16 protein-coding genes and 1 tRNA gene are annotated in these 20527 nt (G+C 67.3%); 7 read left to right on the top strand and 10 right to left on the bottom strand.

From position 1 onward, the window contains the following. Nucleotides 1–447 precede the first annotated feature (447 nt). From pelA to ACP690_RS17335, 5 genes are all read left to right on the top strand, one after another. Nucleotides 448–1728 carry a pectate lyase gene (gene pelA / locus ACP690_RS17355; RefSeq protein ID WP_426261822.1) on the top strand — a complete coding sequence of 427 codons (1281 nt, stop codon included), beginning with the start codon at nt 448–450 and terminating at the stop codon, nt 1726–1728. Nucleotides 1729–1891: 163 nt separating this feature from the next. Then, nucleotides 1892–3691, top strand: a complete 1800-nt coding sequence (locus ACP690_RS17350; protein ID WP_426261821.1) for a flavin-containing monooxygenase — start codon at nt 1892–1894, stop codon at nt 3689–3691. Further along, nucleotides 3688–4455, top strand: coding sequence for an alpha/beta hydrolase (locus ACP690_RS17345; RefSeq protein ID WP_426261820.1), 768 nt, complete (start codon nt 3688–3690; stop codon nt 4453–4455). Before ACP690_RS17350 ends, ACP690_RS17345 begins: the two co-directional genes overlap by 4 nt. Then, nucleotides 4452–5219, top strand: coding sequence for an SDR family oxidoreductase (locus tag ACP690_RS17340; RefSeq protein WP_426261819.1), 768 nt, complete (start codon nt 4452–4454; stop codon nt 5217–5219). Before ACP690_RS17345 ends, ACP690_RS17340 begins: the two co-directional genes overlap by 4 nt. A 59-nt stretch (nt 5220–5278) precedes the next feature. Further along, a complete protein-coding gene (locus tag ACP690_RS17335; RefSeq protein WP_426261818.1) occupies nt 5279–6907 on the top strand; it encodes a GMC family oxidoreductase in 1629 nt (542 codons plus the stop codon). Here the strand turns inward: ACP690_RS17335 and ACP690_RS17330 are convergent. Beyond that, complete coding sequence (locus tag ACP690_RS17330) at nt 6896–7936, bottom strand: AraC family transcriptional regulator (RefSeq protein ID WP_426289879.1); 1041 nt, start codon at nt 7934–7936, stop codon at nt 6896–6898. The two genes, ACP690_RS17335 and ACP690_RS17330, sit on opposite strands and share 12 nt — an antisense overlap. A gap of 219 nt (nt 7937–8155) precedes the next feature. After that, nucleotides 8156–8246: transfer RNA gene (locus tag ACP690_RS17325), tRNA-Ser, on the bottom strand. 86 nt (nt 8247–8332) lie between these two features. Here ACP690_RS17325 and ACP690_RS17320 point away from each other — a divergent pair. Further along, the gene (locus ACP690_RS17320; RefSeq protein ID WP_426261816.1) at nt 8333–9187 is read left to right on the top strand and encodes a peptidylprolyl isomerase; all 855 of its coding nucleotides are present in this window, start codon (nt 8333–8335) and stop codon (nt 9185–9187) included. Nucleotides 9188–9337: 150 nt separating this feature from the next. Here ACP690_RS17320 and ACP690_RS17315 read toward each other — a convergent pair whose 3' ends face one another. The 7 genes from ACP690_RS17315 to ACP690_RS17285 form a co-directional block, all read right to left on the bottom strand. Further along, nucleotides 9338–9925 carry an ABC-type transport auxiliary lipoprotein family protein gene (locus ACP690_RS17315; RefSeq protein ID WP_426261815.1) on the bottom strand — a complete coding sequence of 196 codons (588 nt, stop codon included), beginning with the start codon at nt 9923–9925 and terminating at the stop codon, nt 9338–9340. A gap of 4 nt (nt 9926–9929) precedes the next feature. Further along, nucleotides 9930–10892, bottom strand: a complete 963-nt coding sequence (locus ACP690_RS17310; protein WP_017979885.1) for an MlaD family protein — start codon at nt 10890–10892, stop codon at nt 9930–9932. Beyond that, nucleotides 10892–11788: an ABC transporter ATP-binding protein gene (locus tag ACP690_RS17305; protein WP_426261814.1), complete on the bottom strand. Its 897-nt coding sequence runs from the start codon at nt 11786–11788 to the stop codon at nt 10892–10894. Before ACP690_RS17305 ends, ACP690_RS17310 begins: the two co-directional genes overlap by 1 nt. After that, the gene (locus ACP690_RS17300) at nt 11788–12894 is read right to left on the bottom strand and encodes an ABC transporter permease (RefSeq protein WP_426261813.1); all 1107 of its coding nucleotides are present in this window, start codon (nt 12892–12894) and stop codon (nt 11788–11790) included. The genes ACP690_RS17305 and ACP690_RS17300 overlap by 1 nt, the downstream gene beginning before the upstream one ends. Before the next feature lie 123 nt (nt 12895–13017). Then, a complete protein-coding gene (locus tag ACP690_RS17295) occupies nt 13018–14283 on the bottom strand; it encodes a DUF445 domain-containing protein (RefSeq protein ID WP_426261812.1) in 1266 nt (421 codons plus the stop codon). Between the two features lie 278 nt (nt 14284–14561). Further along, nucleotides 14562–17783 carry an efflux RND transporter permease subunit gene (locus tag ACP690_RS17290; RefSeq protein WP_426261811.1) on the bottom strand — a complete coding sequence of 1074 codons (3222 nt, stop codon included), beginning with the start codon at nt 17781–17783 and terminating at the stop codon, nt 14562–14564. Between the two features lies 1 nt (nt 17784). Then, nucleotides 17785–18960, bottom strand: coding sequence for an efflux RND transporter periplasmic adaptor subunit (locus ACP690_RS17285; RefSeq protein WP_063686210.1), 1176 nt, complete (start codon nt 18958–18960; stop codon nt 17785–17787). A 220-nt stretch (nt 18961–19180) separates the two neighbouring features. On the opposite strand from ACP690_RS17285, the gene ACP690_RS17280 reads away from it, so the two are divergent. Beyond that, entirely contained in the window at nt 19181–19915 is a 735-nt protein-coding gene (locus ACP690_RS17280; protein ID WP_063686212.1) for an SIMPL domain-containing protein, read from the top strand. Nucleotides 19916–20068: 153 nt separating this feature from the next. On the opposite strand, the gene ACP690_RS17275 is transcribed toward ACP690_RS17280, so the two are convergent. Continuing rightward, complete coding sequence (locus ACP690_RS17275) at nt 20069–20326, bottom strand: GlsB/YeaQ/YmgE family stress response membrane protein (RefSeq protein WP_017979892.1); 258 nt, start codon at nt 20324–20326, stop codon at nt 20069–20071. Nucleotides 20327–20527 lie beyond the last annotated feature (201 nt).

Below are 20527 nucleotides of genomic sequence, written 5' to 3'. Positions count from 1 at the left end.
GGCCTTGTCGACGTGCGTGCCGCGCGGGGTCTATGCCCCGTCGCCGGTCAGATCGTTGCGTGAGGGGCTCGCCGTGCGGGCAGCGCCGCGATGGCGATTCGCACCCGCTCGATGCAGGCGGCAGACCGGTTCACCGCAGCAAAAAACCCTTTGTTACCGGTGTCATAGCAAGTTGTTCGGGCGCTGAAGGAGGCCGGTGACAGTGTAGAAACCGGTGCCACCGCCGCTGTAACTATCGGCCTGCGCCAGAGAGGGCGTGACAACTCAAGTCGTTGTAAATGCGTCATACTATCTGTCATTGCCCCCTCCTTGCCAGCGGTCCCGTTGAACTCTGGTGGCAGCCTTAAAGCTATTCGATTCGAAGAAAGTCGCAAGCGTTTATTGTCACCGGTGTCATTGGCTGGCACGATGGTCTTCACAGATACGAATGGTGGAGAGGATCACGCGATGAAACGCTTTGTTCTGGCGTGTATATTGGCCACATCCGTGGCACCGGCAGCCGCCACGGTGATCGGGCATATGGCGCCGCCCCCGTCCCTGACCGTCGATCGATTGGCAGGCTTACCGCCAGCACAGCGGAGCGCCTGGGCGGACTATATCGCGCGCTCGACCGCCGCGATGGCGCGCGACAAGGCGGCGCTGGCCGCCGAGCGGCAGGGCCTCGCCACGATTCCGACGCCGCCGCCCGAAGGCAAGATCAAGACGATGCCGCTCGATCGCGACCCGGCCTGGTATGCCGGCGACGCCGCCCGCGCGATCGCGGACAATATCGTCAGCTTCCAGACGCCCACCGGCGGCTGGGGCAAGAACCAGGACCGCAGCGCGCCGGCCCGCATCCGTGGCCAGATGTACATCCCCTTCGACAGCAAGGCCGGCGCGCATGCGGCCGCCGATCTCGCGGGCGGCTGGGGATTCGTGGGCACGATCGACAACGATGCGACGACGACCGAACTCGCCTTTCTGGCGCGCGCGCAGGCCGGGCGGCCGGGCGCCGACGGCGGGCGCTATCGCACCGCCTTCGTCCAGGGCATCCGCTATCTGTTGCAGGCGCAGCAGCCGTCGGGCGGCTGGCCGCAGGTCTATCCGTTGCAGGGCGGCTATCACGACGCGCTGACGCTGAACGACGATGCGATGCTGCGGGCGACTGCGCTGCTGCAGCGTGTCGCCGCCGGGACCGGCGACTATGGCTTCGTGCCCCCCGCGCTGCGCACCGCCGCGCGAGAGGCCGCGGCGCGCGCGGTCGCGACGCTGCTTGCGACGCAGGTGGTCGTGGACGGCGGGCGCACGATCTGGGCGCAGCAATACGACCCGCTCACGCTCCGCCCGGTCGGCGCCCGCAATTTTGAACCGATCGCACTCGCCACGGCCGAAAGCGCCGCGGTGCTGCGCTTTCTGATGGCGGAACCCGATCCGTCGCCGGCAATGCGCGCGGCGATCACCGCCGGTGCCGCCTGGTTCGCCGCCCATGGCATCGAAAACCATGCGTGGACGGATGCCACCGCGCCGGGCGGCAGGCGATTGATCAAGCAGCCCGGCGCGAAGACGTTATGGGCGCGCTTCTATGACCCGGCCACCGAACGCCCGGTCTTCGGCGACCGCGACCGGTCGATCCACGACGACGTCAACGCCATCAGCCTGGAACGCCGAAACGGCTATGCCTGGTTCAACGCCACCGGCGCGAACGTCGCCGCCGCCTATGCGAAATGGCGTCGCCGCTATGGCGGCTGAGCGCGAGCGCTGGTTGGGGTGCTTGCCATACAAGGCGCCCCGTCCGAGCGACGCTATGTTTGGCCCATTCGATAAAGTGATGGCCTGCCCCGCTCTTCCCCGCTGACGCGCAAGGTTCCACCCTGTCCTGCACGGCCGGCGTGATCGGCAACGGGAGAGGTGCATGTCGATCGACACGGCAGACACGATGGTGCGCAGACCACCGCCACAGGCGCGCCCGGCAGCAGGCCAGGAACAGCCTCGCGCCGGCCGCCGATGGTCCGCCATCATCATCGGCACGGGCTTTGCCGGCATCGGCATGGCGGCGGGGCTGAAGCGCCATGGCGTCGAGGACTTCGTCGTGCTGGAAAAGGCGGACACCGTGGGCGGGGTCTGGCGCGACAACACCTATCCCGGCGCGGCCTGCGATGTCCCGTCGCACCTCTATTCCTTTTCCTTCGCCCCCAATCCCGACTGGACGCGGGCCTTTGCCACCCAGGCCGAGATCCACGCCTATCTCGAACGCTGCGCCGACGATCTGGACGTGCGCCGCCATGTCCGGTTCGGGACGGAGGTGCTGGGCGCGGACTTCGATGAGGCCGAGGCGTGCTGGACCGTGCGGACCGCGGATGGCGGCGTCTTCACTGCCGACCTGCTGATCAGCGCCGTCGGGCAATTGAGCCGCCCCGCCATACCCGTGCTAAAGGGGCAGGAGGATCTGCGCATCCCCGCCTTCCATTCCGCGCATTGGGATCACACCATCCCCCTGGCGGGCAAACGGATCGGAGTGATCGGCACCGGCGCCTCGGCCATCCAGTTCGTGCCGAAGATCGCCGCCGATGCGGGCAAGGTCAGCGTCTTCCAGCGCTCCGCCGCCTACATCATGCCGAAGCCCGATCGTCCGTACACGGAGCGGGAGAAACGCCGGTTTCGCGCGGTGCCGTCGGCGATGCGGCTGCACCGGCTGGGCATCTACCTGCGCTATGAGTCGCGCGCACTGGCGTTCACGCGGTTCAAGGGGTTGATGGAGATCGCCGCCGCGCGGCCGTTCCGCCGGATGCTCGCGCGGGAGGTGGCGGACCCGCTGACGCGTGACAAGCTGAGGCCCGACTATCCGGTAGGATGCAAGCGGTTGCTCCTCTCAGACGACTATCTCGCGACGATGGCGCGACCCAATGTCGATCTGGTCACCGATCGCATCGCTCGCCTGACCGCCACCGGCGTCGAGACGGTCGATGGACGATCGCACGATGTCGACGTGCTGATCTACGGCACCGGCTTCGCCGCGACCGAATTCCTGTCGCCGATGACGATCCGGGGCCGGCAGGGCATCGCGCTGAACGATGCCTGGCGCGACGGCGCCAGCGCCTATCTGGGCATGGCGGTGCCCGGCTTCCCCAATTTTTTCATGCTCTATGGCCCCAACACCAATCTGGGCCACAACTCGATCGTCTACATGATCGAATCGCAGATCGCGCATGTCCTGCGGTGCCGCATGCGCGTGCAGGCCACCGGCGCTGAAACGATCGAGGTCGCGGACGATGCATTCCGGCGCCACGACAGCCATGTGCAGGATCGGCTCGCGCGCACCGTCTGGGCGGGGTGCACGAGTTGGTACGTCGATGCGCGCGGGCGCAACACGACCAACTGGCCGGGCTTTACCCTGTCGTATCGCGCGCTGACGCGGCGCCGCAGCCTTGATGCCTATACGTTCCAGAGCCGGTCGGCCCGGTCGGGCGCGGTGACCCTGTTGCCGCCGTCGGGGATCGTCGAGCGGGCGACGGCGCAGTCGCTCCGTCTGTTCCTGCAAATTGCGTTTCGGCCGCTGATCGGCCCGCCCTTCCCCGTCGCGATCCAGCGTGGCGTCGTGGCACTGCTGTCGGGCTTGATGCCGGGCGTGAAGGGGGTGACGCGACGCAGCGCAGACGTGAACGGTTTGCGGATCGAGGTGATCGCCCCGCGCGAGCGGAGCGCAATGCAATGAGCGCGCGGCACGCGGGTGCGATCCTGTACCTCCACGGCGGCGCTTTCTGCCTCGGCAACGCGCGGTCGCACCGCTCCGTCACGACGCGACTGGCGGCAGCGGCGGGACTGCCGGTCTGGGTGCCCGAATATCGGCTTGCACCGGAACACCCCCATCCCGCCGGGCTGCAGGACGCGCGATCCTGCTGGCGGGCGATGCGGGATGCCGGTTACCCGGCCGAACGGATTGTCGTTGCCGGCGATTCCGCGGGGGGCGGCCTCGCACTGGCGCTCACCCTGTCGCTGCGCGACGACGGGGAAAACCTTCCCGCCGGCTTGGCGCTGCTGTCGCCGGTGACCGATCCGAGCCTGTCGGGATCGGTGCCGGGCAACGGCTCTGGTGTCGCCGATCCGATGATCCGGCGCGGATGGCTGCGACAGGCGCTGGGCTGGTATCGCCTGCCCGCCAACGATACCACCGGCCGACCGTTGCGGACCCCGCTGACGGGTCTTCCCCCCATGCTGATCCAGGCGGGCGATCAGGAAATCCTGCTGTCGGATGCCGTCCGGCTGGCAGCCCATGCGCGCCGATGCGGTGTCGAGACCCGGCTCGAAATCCATGCGCAGCGGTGGCATGTCTTCCACCTTCAGGCGGCATATCTCCGATCCGCCCGCCGGGCGCTGCGCACCGTCGCGGAATTTGCACGCGCGCGCGTCACGCCCACCATCGACCCCGGCGATTCCGCGGTCTGTCACCGGGCTCTTGCCGAGGAGCGGGCATCATGAGCCGTCGCGGCGTCATCATTACCGGCGCGGCGCGCGGCATCGGCCGCGCGACCGCAGAGCTGTTCGCCGGGCAGGGCTGGACGGTCGGCGTTGCCGATATCGACGCGGCGGAATGTGCCGTCGTGGCCGCGGCACTGGGCGGGCGGGCGATCGCGCTTCACCTCGATGTGGCCGACCAGACGGCCTGGATCGCGGCGCTCCGTCGATTCGTGGCCCATGCCGGCGGCCTCGATCTGCTCGTGAACAATGCCGGTATCCTGATCTCGGGTCCCTTCGAGGACCAGCCCGTCGAACGTCACCTGTCGGTCATCGGGATCAACGTCATCGGCACGATCCTGGGGTGCCATAGCGCCCGCCCCTATCTGGCGGGCCGGCCCGGCGCCTGCATCGTCAACATGTCGTCCGCATCGGCGATCTACGGCCAGCCTGAACTCGCCACCTATTCGGCCAGCAAGTTCGCGATCCGGGGGCTGACCGAGGCCCTCAACATCGAATGGCAATCGGACGGTATCCGCGTCGTCGATGTCATGCCGTTGTTCGTCCGCACCGACATGGTTCAGGGGATGACCGCGCGCAGCTTCGACCGCATGGGTGCCAGGCTGACGCCGTCCGACGTCGCACGCACCGTCCATGCGGCGGCTACGGCCAAGGGCAATCCGGGCAAGGTGCATTGGCCTGTGGGCAGGATGACGGGCCTGATGCGTCGGCTCGTGGACATAGCGCCCGACCGGCTGGTCCGCAGGATGATGAGCCAGACAAGCTAACGATCCCACGAAGGACAGGACGGCCCCACCGCAAGAGCGTGCATCGAGAGGAGCAGGATATGATCGAGACGGCAGACTATATCGTGGTGGGAGCAGGCCCCGGCGGTTGCGCGGTCGCCGCGCGCCTTGCCGCCGCCCGTCCCGACCGCACGGTCGCGCTGCTGGAAACCGGACCGGCACGCGCGTCCATACTCTCCGATATCCCGCTCGGCATTGCGGGCCTCGTCGCCTTTCGAGGCCGCCACAATTATGCCTATCAGACCGAACCGCAGCCTGCGCTCGGCGGACGGCGTGGCTATCAGCCCCGCGGGCGCGGCCTTGGGGGATCGAGCCTCATCAATGCGATGATCTACATCCGGGGACAGCCGCAGGATTTCGACGGCTGGGCCGCCGAGGGGTGTTCGGGATGGGGATGGCATGATGTCCTCCCCTATTTCCGACGCGCCGAAGACAATGCCCGCGGCGCCGATGCGCTCCATGGCGCGGGCGGGCCGCTGCGCGTCGAGGATCTGCGCGAGCCCAATCCCGCGACCGCGGCCTTTATCGAAGCCGCGCGTCAATGCGGCTATTCGCATAACGGCGACTTCAACGGCCCCGAGCAGGAAGGCATCGGCGCGTATCAGGTCTTTCAGAAGGCCGGACGCCGATTCAACGCCGCCGCCGCCTATCTGGGTATGGTGGCCGGCCAGCAGAACCTGGTCGTCATTGCCGATGCGCTCTGCACCGGCATCACGTTCGACGGCCTGCGCGCGGCCGGCGTCCGCTATCGGCGCGGCGGCGCGGAGCATCGACTTGCCGCGCGGCAGGAGGTCATCCTCGCCGCGGGGGCATTCGGCACGCCGCAACTGCTGATGACGTCCGGCGTCGGCCCGGCGGGCGAACTGGCGCGCCACGGCATTCCCGTCGTCCACGACCTCATGGGGGTCGGCCAGAACCTGCAAGATCATATCGACTATACGATCAGCGCGCGTTCGGCCGCGTCCGGGCTGTTCGGCGTCAGCGGTGCCACCGCGATCGGCGGCCTACGCGGCCTGTATCCCTGGATGCGCAAGGGCCGCGGCATGCTGACCACCAATGTCGCCGAAGCGGGCGGATTCGTGAAAAGCGATCCGGGCCTGTCCCGCCCCGACCTTCAGCTTCATTTCTGCCTGGGGGTCGTCGACGACCACAATCGCAAGATCCACCTCGGTCGCGGCTATTCGCTCCACGTCTGCGCGCTACGCCCCTACAGCCGCGGCGAGCTACGGCTGCGCAGCGCCGACATGCGCGATGCCCCGGTCATCGATCCCCGCTTTCTGTCCGATCCGCGCGACATGGATACGCTGCTGGCGGGCGCGCGCATTTCGCAGAAGATCATCGCGGCCCCCGCCCTCGCCCGGCTGAAGGGGCGCCCGATCTACGGCACCGGCCAGGACGACGACGACACGTTGCGCCAGCTCATTCGCGACCATGCCGATACGATCTATCACCCCGTCGGCACGTGCCGCATGGGCAGCGATGCCACCTCCGTCGTCGATCCGCAGCTACGTGTGCGCGGCGTCGCCGGGCTGCGCATCGCGGACGCCTCGATCATGCCCCATCTCGTCAGCGGCAATACGCAGGCGCCGACTGCGATGATCGGCGAAAAGGCAGCAGACCTGATCCTCGGCTCGAACGCCTATGCGGCGGACCATCGGTCAGTCGCCTGAGGTCTCTCCTCCCAACGCCTGCCGACGGTAGGCGCTGGGCGCCACGCCTGTCCATCGCTTGAACGCCTGCGAAAAGCTCGACAAGTCGCTAAAGCCCAACTCCGCGGCAATGTCGCCGATCGACAGGCGGTTGGCCGCCAACAGGGTTTCCGCCCGTGCGCGCCGACTTTCGGCGGACAACGCGCGGAAGGACGTGCCCTCCGCCTTCAGCCGGCGCTTGAGCGTCCGCTCGCTGACGTTGGTCATCCGCGCGAGTTCCGTCAGCCGGACCGGCGCGCTCGCCGGCGCAGCGTTGCGATAGTGGGATGCAAATCCGGCGATCGGCGTGCTGGCAGGCTGCCGGTCCAGCTGATGCCGACACAGGGTCTGGCACATCGCGGCGGTCGCGGCATTGGCTTGCGGCAGCGGTCGTTCCAGAAACACGCGGTCGAAGACGATCCGATTGCACCCCGCGCCCAGTTCCACCTCGGCACCCAGGATGTCGGGCAGCGCTGCCGTGTCCTCGCACGATCGCGACATCGCCAAGGTGAAGCGCTTGAGGACAAAGTCCGGCCCCATGACCTCGCGCTGCAGTAGCGAGGCCGCGGCCATGTCCCGTGCGATCAGGAAAGCCTCCAGATTGGCCGGCAGGCCCGGTTCGCCGAAGACCAATGCGGCGTGCTGCGCGGTTTCCTCATAGTCGATCGTCGTAAAGGCGTGGGTCAGCGGCAGCGACCGCAAGGCGAATTGCATCGCGTCCCGGCCGGTCGCGCTGCTGATCAGGGCCAACCCCCAGATGCCATAGGTCGCGAAATGGAAGCTCAGCCCCATGTCCAATCCCAGGCGCACGGGATCGCCAAGGCGCTGGACGATATTGGCGATGACGCGCAATTCCTGGGTGGCCGCCACGTCCGCGTTCGGCTGGCGGAGCTGCGCCTGCGTGATCCCGCTCTCCGCAAGCGTATCGCTCAGCGACATGCTATGCCGTCTCGCGAAATCGATCAGCACCAGGATACCGCCCAATCCGCGCGAAAATGCCCAATGTCGCATCACATCTCTCGCACCCCCGCCCGCACGCCGCGATCCACCGCGTTGCGTGACACATCCTATGGCCTGCAGGCCGCAAAAGGGAGCCTGGGCGATGACAGATAGATTCGCAAAACCCCACATTAGGCTTTCACGAAAACCGAGGATGATATGTGGGTTCAAGGTTGGGCCGCCCATCCGACCTGGACGAACCCATTAAGCCTTAAGATGTATTTGGAGATGTGGCGGAGCGGGAGGGATTCGAACCCTCGATACGCTTTTGGCGTATACTCACTTTCCAGGCGAGCGCCTTCGACCACTCGGCCACCGCTCCGCATGTCCTGGAAGGGGGCGCCTAGCCTGTCCGTCGGCGCGCTGCAAGTGATTGCGCGTGGCCGTAGGTTACGTCAGTCTGGCGCCATGATCCTGAGCCTGCTTCTCGCCGCCGCGCCGCTTCAGGCAACGCCCCCCGCCCCAGCCGTAACGCCCGCCGATCCGATCGAGGCCGATTGGCGGACGATCCCCGACGACGAGTTGCTGGTGATGACGCTCGCTAGCGGCAAGCAGGTCGTCATTCGGCTCGCGCCGCGGTTCGCACCCGCGCATGTCGGCAATATCCGCACGCTGGCGCACGCGCGCTGGTGGGACGACGCCAGCGTCTATCGCGTGCAGGAAAATTGGGTCGCCCAATGGGGCGATGCGACTGAAAAGAAGCCGCTGCCCGGCGGCGTGACCGACCGGCCGGCGCCCGAGTTCGAAATTGCTGCGTTCGACCCCGCGGTGCGGATGACGCGCGCCGATCCTTATTCGACCGCCTCCGGGATCACCGCGGACGGCTGGCCGGTTGCGACCAACGGGCGGCAGGCGTGGCTGACGCATTGCTATGGCATGGTCGGCGTCGCACGCGATGCGTTGCCGAGCACGGGATCGGGCGCTGAGTTGTTCACCCCGATCGGCCAGTCGGCGCGGCGGCTGGACCGCAACTATACCGTCGTCGGGCGGATCGTGGAGGGCATGGGCTATCTGTCCGGCCTGCCGCGCAGCGATGCGCCGATGGGGGTCTATGCGACACCGGGCGAGCGCACCGGCATCGTGTCGGTACGGCTGGCGAGCGACATGCCGGCCGCCGAACGGCCGCACTTCCAATATCGCGCGGCGGACAATCCCCGCTTCGCCGCAGCGGTCGCCCGGCGCGAGAACCCCGACGCGCCGATGGTCAGCCTCGGCGGGGCAGCGGTATGCGACGTCCTGCCGGCGGTGCGGCGGCGGCCGTAAGGCTGGGCGCGTTAGGCGCGACGCGACGCGCGCTGGGCCGTTACCGGGAGATCCCAGCCTTCGCTGGGATAACGTTCGTGTGGTTCGGCAGGGCGACCCGCTCCTGCCAATACGTCACATCAAGCCCGGGGGCGATTGCCGCCCCCAGGATCAGTTCGCCGCGACCCAGGTCGCGACCTCGCCAGCAACCCGATTGGCGGCGTTGCTGAGCGCGGGCCCGGCATTGGCCGCATCGATCGCGCCGATCGGGACGTGCGCCTCGAACCGGCGCTTGACGACATTGTCCCTGCCCGCCGGCGTCAGCGCCGCGTCATAGACCACCACCGCCTCACGCCGGGTCGCGTCGAGGCCGAAGCGACGCAGTTCGCCCGCCAGCGTCGCGGAGGGATCGGCGATCGACTGGACCGACGACAGCACGACCATGTTGGTGCGCGCGGTGACGGTGTCCGCCAGCAACCGGGCGAACAGGCGCGCGGGCGGCTCCGCCCATTGCGCGTTCTTGACATAGGCGAGGCTGGTCGGCGTTTCTTCGACCGGCACGCGCGTCACCGCGATCGCGGCGGGCGTCGTCGGCACCTGGATCACGATCGAACGGGCGTTCGCCGAATTCTCGACCTTCCCGACCGCCGGCATCGCCGCCTCCTCCAGCGTCAACAGCGAGGGCGGCGGCTTGGCACCGAAGCTGATGCAGCCGGCGAGCGGCAGGGCCGCGGCGAGAAGGAGAAGTCTGGTCTTCATGATCTCACTTGCCCTTGTAATCGGGGAGCTTCTGCTGGCCGATCAGCGATCCTGCCCCACCCTGATCGACCTTGTCGGCGATCGAGGACAGCGCGGTCGCGGTAACGCGCAGGTCGCGTACCAGACGGTTGGCTTCCGGAATCGTCTGCTTCGAGAAGGTCTGCAGGCCCGGCCGCGCATCCTGGATCGCCGAGTTGAGCGTCTCTGCGCTCTGCTTGGCCGCTGCGATCGTCTGGTTGAGGTTGGCGAGCGTCGGCTTGACGTCCTCCGCCAGCACGCCGTTCGTCGTATCGGCGAGCTTGCCGATCGACTGCGCGGCATCGCCCGCCTGCTGGATCGCGATGCGGGTCTGCGCCAGCGTCGCCGCAATCTCCGGCCCGCGATCGGCGAGCGCGTCGGTCAGGCGGTTGGTATTGTCGAGGATGCCGGCGATCGACGCCTGATTGCGATCGGTGAGCAGGCCGGTCAGCCGCTCGGTCAGCGTCGATAGGCGCTCGAGCAGCTGCGGCGCGCTGTTCAGGATCGCGCCGATGCCGCCCTGCTTGGTCGGGATCACGGGCACGCCATAGGGGCATTGCGTCGGATCGGGCCGTTCCGGGCAGACGATCGGCGGCGCGCCCTTGCGTGCGCCGTCCAGCGCGACGGTGCTGGTCCCGGTGAAGCTGCCCTGGATCGTCGCGGTCGTGCCCTGCAGGATCGGCGTATCCTCGTTGAGCGACACGCGCACGCGCACGAACTGGGGATCGGGCTTCCACAGCGCGATCTTCTTCACCTGCCCCGTCGGCACGCCCGAATAGGTGACGGTCGATCCCGTCGCCAATCCGTCGACGGATTGCTTGAAGAAGATGTCGTATTCGTGCGTCTTCGCGCCGCCAAGGCGGGCGATCCAGACGGTGAAGATCGCCAGCACGGCGAGCAGGATCAGCACGACCGCGCCGACGATCACATGGTTGGAACGGGTTTCCATCAGTCGCTTCTCGCCTGTTCGGCCGGTTCGGTCGCTGCGGCGGGACTTGCCGCGAGTTGGTTGGTCTTCACGTCGGTGGGGTGATCGCGCGCATTCGCCTCTTGCGTGGCGATAGCGGCGCGGCCGCGCGGGCCCTTGAAATATTCCTGGATCCAGGGGTGATCGAGCGCGAGCAGCTCGTCGATCGTGCCGACCGCGATCACCTTCTTGTCCGCCAGCACCGCAACGCGGTCGCAGATCGCGTACAGCGTATCGAGATCGTGGGTGATCAGGAACACGGTCAGCCCCAGCGTCTTCTGGAGCGATTGGGTGAGGTCGTCGAACGCCGCAGCGCCGATCGGGTCGAGGCCCGCCGTCGGTTCGTCGAGGAACAGCAGTTCGGGATCGAGCGCCAGCGCGCGCGCAAGGCCGGCGCGCTTCTTCATGCCACCCGACAGTTCGGCCGGATATTTGGGCCCGGCATCGGGCTTCAGGCCGGTCATCACGACCTTGTACGTGGCGATTTCCGCCATCAGCGCGGGGTTCAGGTCGCGATAGAATTCGCGCAGCGGCACCTGGACGTTCTCGGCGACCGTCAGCGTGGAGAAGAGCGCGCCGCCCTGGAACAGCACGCCCCAGCGCTTGCGGATGTTGGTGGCCTCGGTTTCCTCGCGGCCGATCGTCGGTTCGCCGAAGACGGTGATCTCGCCCTCGACCGGCGTCTGCAGGCCGATGATCGAGCGCATCAGCACCGACTTGCCGGTGCCCGATCCGCCGACGACGCCCAGAATCTCGCCGCGCCGCACGTCGAGGTCGAGCCCGTCGTGGATCACCGAATCGCCGAAGGCATTCTTCAGGCCGCGGACCTGGATGACGTGCTCGCCGTCATCGCCGGGGGCGGTGTTGCGCTGCGCCATCAGTTCCACCCCACCCAGGTGAAGAACACCGCGAAGAAGGCGTCGAGCACGATGACGAGGAAGATCGCCTGCACCACCGCCGACGTGGTGCGCAGGCCGACCTGCTCCGCGTCCGATTCGACCAGCATGCCCTGGAAGCAGCCCGCGATCGCGATGATCGCCCCAAAGACCGGCGCCTTGATCAGGCCGATATACAGATCGGTGATCGGCACGACTTCGCGGATGCGTTGGATGAACGTGACCGGCGGAATGTCGAGCGACGCCCAGGCCAGCAGGCAGCCGCCGATGATCGCGATCAGCGACGAATAGAAGCCGAGCAGCGGCATCAGCAGCACCGCCGCGATCGTGCGCGGCAGCACCAGCGCCTCCATCGGCGAGACGCCGATCGTGCGCATCGCGTCGATCTCTTCGGTCAGCTTCATGGTGCCGAGCTGCGCCGCGAAGGCGGAGCCCGAGCGACCCGCCACCATGATCGCGGTCATCAGCACGCCGAGTTCCCGCAAGGTCAGGCGTCCGACGAGGTTGATCGTGAACACCTCCGCGCCGAATTGCCGGAGCTGCACCGCGCCCTGTTGCGCGATGACGATGCCGATCAGGAAACTCATCAGCCCGACGATCGCCAGCGCCTGCACGCCGACCACTTCGAATCGGTGAACCGTCGCGTTGAAGCGGAAGCGGCTGGGGTGGCGCACGACGTTGACGAACGCGATCGTCGTCGCGCCCAGGAAGCCAAGCAGGCCGTACAGCGTGCGGAAGGTAATGACGACCGCATCGCCCATCTCGCCCAGCAGGCGGACAAAGGCGTTGGACGGGCGCTGCGGCAACGCAACGGGCTGGTCCGCGGCGACGACATGGTCGAGCAGGTAACGCCCACCCTCGTCCAGGCCGTCGATTTTGGCGTCATGACGGGCGGCAAAGCGGTGGATCACCCAGGCGCCGACCGTATCGATCCGCCCGACATCGCTGAGATCGATGCGAGAAACCGGCCCCGCGACGCCATCGAGGCGTTCGGGCAGCGTACCGATGGTACGCAGCAGCAGATCGCCGGAAAAGCGCAGCGTTCCGCCGCTATCCTGCTGGAAGTCCGGTGAGCCGCTCATCGCCATGGCTTGTGCGGCAAGTTGCCCTAAACGGCAAGGCGTTTCGAAGGTGCGACGGCCCACGGCGGGACGGTCGGTGTGTTCAGGTCAGGTTCGATCGGTCACGACGCGGGCGACAGGCTGCCCAAGTCAGAGCAAAACGTCGACGCTATGGATGACGAGGCCGACGAGCCCGCCGACCAGCGTCCCGTTGATGCGGATATATTGCAGGTCGCGGCCGACGGCGTTTTCCAACCGGCTGGTGATCGTGCGGGTATCCCAGCCGCGGACGGTTTGCGACACGAGTGCGACGATGCCCTCGCCATAATCCGCGGCGATGCCCACGACGGTACGGCGGACGAAGCGATTGATCGTGCGGGCGAGGCGCGGATCGCTGGTCAGCGTTTGCCCGAGCTGGCGTAGCAGGTCGCCGATCTGGCCCTGCATCGCGCCTTCGGGGTCGCGGGCGATGCGCAACAGGCCGGCACGCGCCGATTCCCACAGACCGTCCATCCAGCGCTGCATCGCGGGATTGGCGATCAGCTCGACCTTCATCGCCTCCACTTTCGCTTGCGTCTCGGGGTCGAATTGCAGGTCCCAGGCGAGACGATCCAGCCCTTCCTCGACCTTCAGGCGCAGCGGATGCTGCGGGTCTTCGGCCATGTCGACGATCAGCCGGTCGAGACCGTCGATCAATTTGTCCGCAACGGTTTCGTCGAGCCCCGTCCAGCGCAGGATCGATCCCGCGCGGTCATGCACCATCTGGCGGATCAGATGTTCGTTGGCGGCCAGCGCCTTGGCACTCCAGCGGATCGCGCCGTCGAGCAGCGGGGCATGGCGATTGTCGGCGACCGTGGCGGTGAGGATGCGACCGAGGATCGGCGACACGTCGGTCTCGCGCAGTCGCGCGGCGATTCCCGCCTTCACCATGCCACCCAGCCGCTGCGGATCGAGGCCGTCGAGCACCTGCGCCACCAGCTTCGATGCACCCTGGCGGAACCGCCCCCCTGCCCCTTCCGGCGGATCGGTCAGCCAACGGGCGATCGCTGTCGCGACATCGACGCGGCGCATCTGGCGGGCGATAATGGCGGGCAACAGGAAGTTGGTGCGCAGGAAGGTCGCGAGCGTATCGCCGATCCGATCCTTGTTGCGCGGAACGATCGCGGTATGCGGGATCGGCAGCCCCAGCGGGTGGCGGAACAGCGCGGTCACGGCAAACCAGTCGGCCAGGCCGCCGACCATCGCCGCCTCGCTGAACGCCTGCACGAAGCCCGCCAAGGGGTAGAGGGGCGCATAATGCCGGCTGACGAGGAAGATCGCAGCCATCGCCAACAGCAATCCACCCGCGATCCGCCGCATCCTGACGAGGGCTGGCGGGGCCGCCTCGCCGGCGCGGATACGGGGAACGGACGTCATCGGCGAAACAATCCCCGAAAGCCGGGGAAGTTCAAGAGGCGTGATGGATGCGGGATGCGGTGGTCATCACGTCATCTGTCGTCCGACGTCATTGCCGCTGCCCTGCCCCCTCCAAAGCCCCCTTCTCCGTCATTCCCGCGAAGGCGGGAATCCAGACGCGCTACCCTTGCGAAAAAGTCGCCACCTCAGCGGCTATGGATTCCCGCCTTCGCGGGAATGACGCGGAGGGAAGCCCTGCAGCCCTTCCCTCCGTCATCACAGCAAACGCCTGTCCCGCCCTATTCCGCCGGCTGGTCCCCATGGCCCAGCCGCCCGGGCACCGGCCCCAGCGTCGGCGTGTCCGGACCTGCGATGCCGACCACCGTGCTGCCGTCGTCGCCGGGACGGTAGGTGAGCAGGCGCCGACCCAACCGCGGGCCGACATAGCGCTCCACCCCCACCGCCAGGCTGAACGCCGCGGGCACGATCACCAGCGTCAGGATGGTCGACAGGATCAGGCCGCCGATCACGACGATGCCCATCGGCGCACGCCACGATCCGTCGCCGCCGATTGACAGCGCGGTCGGGATCATGCCCGCGACCATCGCGACCGTGGTCATCACGATCGGCTGCGCGCGCTTGTGCCCAGCGTCGATGATGGCGGTGAGCGTATCGACGCCCTTGTTCATCTCCTCCAGGGCGAAGTCGATCAGCAGAATCGAGTTCTTGGCGACGATGCCGAGCAGCATCAGCAGGCCGATGAACACCGGTAGCGACAAGGGGTTACCCGTCGCCCACAACGCGATCAGGCCGCCCAACGGCGCCAGCAGCAGCGACGCCATGTTGACGAACGGCGGCAGCGCCCGGCGGTACAGCAGCACCAGCACCGCGAACACGAGGAACGTCCCCGAAATCACCGCGACGACGAAGTTCTGCAGCATCTCCGCCTGCCACTTCGCCTGCCCCAGCGTCAGCTTGTTCACGCCGATCGGCAGGTTCTTCATGATCGGCAGATTGTCGATCTGCTTCTGCGCGACGCCGGAGACGATACCCGGCGCAAGGTCCGCGCCCACCGCGATGCGGCGCTGCTGGTTGACGCGGTCGATCTGCGTCGGCCCCGAACCCAGGCTGATATCGGCGATCAGGCTGAGCGGCACCGATCCGCCCGTCTGCGTTGCGACAGGCAGGTTCTGGATCGTCGACAGCTCGGTCCGCGCGCCCTGGTCGAGCGCGACGCGGATCGGCACCTGGCGATCGGCCAGGCTGAAGCGCGCCGAATTCTGGTCGATGTCACCCAGGGTCGCGATGCGGATCGCGCTGGACAGGGCCTGCGTCGTCACGCCCAGATTGGCGGCGAGGTCGAAGCGCGGCTTGATGATGATCTCGGGCCGCTGAAGGTTGCCCGAAATGCGCGGCTGCGTGATCGTCCCCAGCTTCGCCATCTGGTCGACCAGGGTGTTCGCGGTCTTCTGCAGCAGCTCGGGATCGTCGCTGCCGAGGACGACGGTCATGTCACGACCCGACGAGCCCCAGCCGAACTGCGAGCGGAAGCCGACGCGCGCGTCGGGGATCTTGGCCAATTCGGGCGCGAGCTTACGTTCGAATTCCGTGCTGGTGACCTTGCGGTCGTCGCGCAGCGTCGCGGTGACGCGGCCGTTGGCGACCGATCCGTTCGATCCCGTGCGCGCGTAGACCGACTGCACCTCCGGCTGGCGGCGGAGCAGGTCGGCAACCCGCGTCACGACGGCGTCGGTCTGAGCCAGCGTCGTGCCCGGCACCATCTCGATCGTCGCGGTCGAATCGTCATTGTCCTGCGGCGGCGAGAACTGCATCGGGATGACGGTGAACATGAACAGCGTCGCGACGAATGCGGCGACGCCCAGGCCCATCACCCACATGCGATGGTCGCGCCAGCGGCTGGTGACGCGGTGATAGCTGCCCCGCGCTGCGCTCGCCTTTTGCCGCGTGCTGTCGAGCGTCCAGCGCAGGACCGCCATATAGGCGTCCATGAGCCTGCCCTCGCCGTGGCTCGCGTGGCCGAAGCTCTTGAGGAAATAGGCCGCGATCATCGGCGTGATGAGGCGCGCGACGGCGAGGCTCATCAGCACCGACACGACGACGGTCAGGCCGAAGTTCTGGAAATACTGGCCGGAAATGCCGGGCATCAGGCTGACCGGCATGAACACCGCGACGATCGACATCGTCGTCGCCAGCACGGCGAGGCCGATCTCGTCCGCCGCATCGATCGACGCCTGATAGGCGGATTTGCCCATGCGCATGTGACGGACGATATTTTCGATCTCGACGATCGCGTCGTCGACCAGCACGCCCGCGACGAGGCTGAGGCCGAGCAGCGTCATCTGGTTCAGGTTGAAGCCCAACAGCTCCATGAACCAGAAGGTCGGGATCGCCGACAGCGGGATCGCCAGCGCCGAAATCAGCGTCGCGCGCCAGTCGCGCAGGAACAGCAGCACGACCAGCACCGCCAGCACCGCGCCCTCGATCATCGCATGGATCGCGGACTTGTACTGGGCCTCGGTATATTTGACGCTGTTCGAACGCAGCACGAAATGCACGCTCGGGTTGCGCTTTTCGAGCGCTTGCAGCTTCTTCACCGCCTCGTTGAAGACGCTGACGTCAGAGGCCCCCTTGGCGCGCTGGAAGTCGAAGCTGATCGCCTGACGCCCGTCGACCGCGGCGCGGCTACGCTGTTCGGCATAGAGATCGCGGACCGTCGCAATGTCCGCGAGGCGGATGGTGCGGCCGTCGCCGACGCTGATCCGCGTTTGCGCGAGATCGTTGGCGTTGCGGGCATTGCCGAGCACGCGGACCGACTGTTCGGACCCGGCGATCTCGGCGCGGCCGCCGGCGGCGTTGAGGTTGATCTGCCTGAGCTGCGCATTGACCTGCGCCGCGGTGAGACCCTGCGCCTGCAGCTTCAGTGGATCGAGAATGACGCGGATTTCACGGCTGACGCCGCCGTTACGGTTGACCGCGGCCATGCCGGGCACCGACAGCAATTCCTTGGCGACCGTGTTGTCGATGTACCAGCTGAGCTGTTCGACCGTCATGTCGCTGGCGATCGCCGAATAGCTGGCGAGATCGTTGTCCGTCGTGTCCGCGCGGAAGATCTGCGGTTCTAAAATGCCTTCGGGCAGGTTGCTGCGGATCTGTGCGATCTTGTCGCGCGTGTCGTTGACCGCGCGGTCGATCGGCGTGCCGATCGCGAGCTGAACGACCGTGGTCGACTGGCCCTCGGTCACGGTCGAGGTGATTTCGTCGATGCCTTGCAGCGACCGCACCGCCGATTCGATGCGGTTGGTGACCTGATTTTCCAGCTCCGTCGGTGCCGCGCCCGGCTGGCTGATGACGACGATGACGACGGGGAAGTCGATGTCGGGGTCGTTGTTCACGTCCATCCGCATGAAGCTGACGATGCCCGCCAGCGTCAGCGCGATGAACAGGACGATCGGCGGAACGGGGTTCCGGATCGCCCAGGCGGAGATGTTGCGAAAGCTCATGTCAGCTCGCCTTTCCCACGACCGGCTTCACCTTCTGGCCCGGGACGAGGAAGCCGCCCGCCGCCCGCACCACACGCTCGCTGCCGTCCAGCCCTGAGGTGATCGTGACGCCCGCATCCGACACCTGGCCGATCTTGACGTTGCGGCGTTCGACCTTGTCATCCTTGCCGACGATATAGACGAAGCTGCCCTTGTCGTCGCTCTGGATCGCCGAATCGGGCAACAGCGGCGCCACCGCCGCCCCGCCGACGATCGTCGCCGAGGCGAAGCCGCCAGGACGCAGCGCCGGGTCGTACGGCAGCGCGACGCGGGCGATGCCCTGCCGCGTCTGCGTGTCGATCACAGGCGACACCTGCCACACCTCGCCGGCGAAGCTGCGATCGCTGCCGACCGGCGTCACCTGCGCGCGCGCACCGGTGTGAAGCGTCGCGAGATCGGCTTCGGACAGCTGCGCGCGCATTTCGATCTGGCCGCCCTGCGCCATGCGGAACAGCACACCCGAACCGGCGCTGACGATCTGCCCGGGTTCGGCCTGGCGCGTCAGGACAAGGCCCGCGGCGGGCGCGCGGATATCGAGGCGGCCGTTGCGCGCCTGGGCCTCGCGCAAGCCGGCAGCGGCGACCTGTACGCGCGCGGCGGCGGCATCGCGCGTGGCGGCCTTGCGCTGGAGATCGGCCTTGGAAATGAAGCCGCGGTCGACTAACTGCTGGGCGCGGTCGAGTTCGGCCTGGGCGATCGTCTGGTCGGATCGGGCGACCGCGACCTGCGCGGCCAGGCTCTGCGCGGTCTGCGTCTGCACCGAACGGTCGACGGTGGCGAGCACCTGTCCCGCATTCACCCACTGCCCCGGCTCGACCAGCACGCGGGTGATCATGCCGCCCTCGCCCGCGACACCGACCGGCATCTCGCGCCGCGCGGCCAGCGTACCGGTGGCGTTGATCGTGCGATCCACCGTCTTGCGACCCGGCACCACATAGGTGACGGCCGGCATCTGCTCGGTCTTCTTGCCGGCATTGGGATCGGCCTTCTTGTGACCGAACATGACATAGGCGAGCACGCCGAGGAGCGCGATCACGATCACGGTGATGACGATCGTCCGTCCGCGGCCCGACGGCGCCGGTTCCCCCGGCAGCGCCATCCGCTCTTCGTGACCGATCGACCCGTTATATTCGTTCATGCCCGTCCCATCCCCGTCCCGGCTTACGTCCGGCCTGTACCCGTCGCACTGTGTTATCGGAATATATCACCGCACTCAAGCCCTGGTCGCGACGATGGGCGGCACGGTCGCCGCGTCATGCCGCAAGCCATTGATCTACGCAACGGATCGACGTCGTTCAGCAACGGTTGACCTTATCGGCGGCAAAGACCGCCCCACACGCAACAACGGGAGTCTTGCGATGAAATATTGGACCGCGCTGGCCGGAGCCGCCGCCGGATTGGTGACGATGACGGGCGCCGCGCACGCGCAGAGCCTGCCGACCACGGTCGAGCCACTGGTGCCCGCGCAGGGCACGATCCTCGATATCCAGGCGGAAGGCCGCACCACGCGCGTGCCCGACATTGCGACGATCCGTGCCGGCGTCGTGTCGCAAGCGCCGACCGCCGCCGCCGCGCTGTCCGACAATGCGCAGCGGATGGCGCGCGTCATGGCGGGCCTGAAGCGCGCCGGCATCGCGCCCCGCGACATCGCGACGTCGAACGTCGGCCTCAATCCGCAATATCGCTACACCGACGGCCAGCCGCCGGCGATCACCGGCTATCAGGCGACCAACACGGTCAGCGTCCGCTTCCGCGACGTCGCGCGCGCCGGCACCGTGCTCGATACGCTGGTCGCGGAAGGCGCGAACCAGATCGAGGGCCCCAATCTGTCGATCGACAAGCCCGATGCCGCGCTGGACGAAGCCCGCGCCGATGCGGTGAAGCGCGCCCGTGCGCGGGCCGATCTGTATGCGTCGGCGGCCGGCATGCGTGTGGTACGCGTCATCTCGATTGCGGAGGCGGGGCAGAATGACGGCGGATCGCCGGTCGTGCCGATGATGGTCCGCGCGATGAAGGCGGATGCCGCCACCGAGATCGCACCGGGCGAGAAGGACGTCACCGTCACGCTGTCGGTGCGCTACCTATTGCAGTGAGGTGAAGCGGGGGCGGTGGCGATGAACCGCCCCGCCCCTTCGTCATCCCGGCGCACGCCGGGATGACGATCAAGTGGTGGATTCGGCGCATAGAAAAAGGCCGCCCGGTTGCCCGGACGGCCCTTTCTTCAACCTTCGAGGGGGAAGCGGCGCTTAGCGCACGCTGCCACGACGCACGAGGTTCACGATCCCGAGCAGGATCACCGCACCCAGCAGCGACACCAGGAACGACGTGACGTTAAGCGGCGCATTGTTGATCGAACCGCCCGAGATGATCAGGCCGCCGATGAAGGCGCCGACGATACCGACGACGATGTTCAGGAAAATGCCCTGCTGCGCGTCGGTGCGCATGATGATGCTGGCGAGCCAACCGATGACACCGCCGATGATGAGCCAAAGAATGATACCCATAAGTCCCTCCGTTTATCGCCCGGCGTGGGCTCTGGCGGAAAGACTCATGAGGCCGGATAAATGTTCCGCACGCGTTTCGGTCTAGACCCCATGACTGCCGGAGCCTTGGAGGCTCGAATCTGAGATGCTGATGATGGATTTGTCAGCAGCGGAGACGAGTCATGACGGAGGCAGTGAAATACGTTGGTCTGGACGTTCATA

Source organism: Sphingomonas sp. DC4900, assembly GCF_049896485.1.
Classification (GTDB): domain Bacteria; phylum Pseudomonadota; class Alphaproteobacteria; order Sphingomonadales; family Sphingomonadaceae; genus Sphingomonas; species Sphingomonas aquatilis.
The sequence above is the reverse complement of the archived record's forward strand: the minus strand, read 5'-3'. Positions and strand labels throughout refer to the sequence as shown.

Coding starts and splice junctions, on each gene's coding strand:
- pelA (WP_426261822.1), top strand. CDS start 448: ATGAAACGCTTTGTTCTGGCGTGTATATTGGCCACATCCGTGGCACCG.
- ACP690_RS17350 (WP_426261821.1), top strand. CDS start 1,892: ATGTCGATCGACACGGCAGACACGATGGTGCGCAGACCACCGCCACAG.
- ACP690_RS17345 (WP_426261820.1), top strand. CDS start 3,688: ATGAGCGCGCGGCACGCGGGTGCGATCCTGTACCTCCACGGCGGCGCT.
- ACP690_RS17340 (WP_426261819.1), top strand. CDS start 4,452: ATGAGCCGTCGCGGCGTCATCATTACCGGCGCGGCGCGCGGCATCGGC.
- ACP690_RS17335 (WP_426261818.1), top strand. CDS start 5,279: ATGATCGAGACGGCAGACTATATCGTGGTGGGAGCAGGCCCCGGCGGT.
- ACP690_RS17330 (WP_426289879.1), bottom strand. CDS start 7,936: ATGCGACATTGGGCATTTTCGCGCGGATTGGGCGGTATCCTGGTGCTG.
- ACP690_RS17320 (WP_426261816.1), top strand. CDS start 8,333: ATGATCCTGAGCCTGCTTCTCGCCGCCGCGCCGCTTCAGGCAACGCCC.
- ACP690_RS17315 (WP_426261815.1), bottom strand. CDS start 9,925: ATGAAGACCAGACTTCTCCTTCTCGCCGCGGCCCTGCCGCTCGCCGGC.
- ACP690_RS17310 (WP_017979885.1), bottom strand. CDS start 10,892: ATGGAAACCCGTTCCAACCATGTGATCGTCGGCGCGGTCGTGCTGATC.
- ACP690_RS17305 (WP_426261814.1), bottom strand. CDS start 11,788: ATGGCGCAGCGCAACACCGCCCCCGGCGATGACGGCGAGCACGTCATC.
- ACP690_RS17300 (WP_426261813.1), bottom strand. CDS start 12,894: ATGGCGATGAGCGGCTCACCGGACTTCCAGCAGGATAGCGGCGGAACG.
- ACP690_RS17295 (WP_426261812.1), bottom strand. CDS start 14,283: ATGACGTCCGTTCCCCGTATCCGCGCCGGCGAGGCGGCCCCGCCAGCC.
- ACP690_RS17290 (WP_426261811.1), bottom strand. CDS start 17,783: ATGAGCTTTCGCAACATCTCCGCCTGGGCGATCCGGAACCCCGTTCCG.
- ACP690_RS17285 (WP_063686210.1), bottom strand. CDS start 18,960: ATGAACGAATATAACGGGTCGATCGGTCACGAAGAGCGGATGGCGCTG.
- ACP690_RS17280 (WP_063686212.1), top strand. CDS start 19,181: ATGAAATATTGGACCGCGCTGGCCGGAGCCGCCGCCGGATTGGTGACG.
- ACP690_RS17275 (WP_017979892.1), bottom strand. CDS start 20,326: ATGGGTATCATTCTTTGGCTCATCATCGGCGGTGTCATCGGTTGGCTC.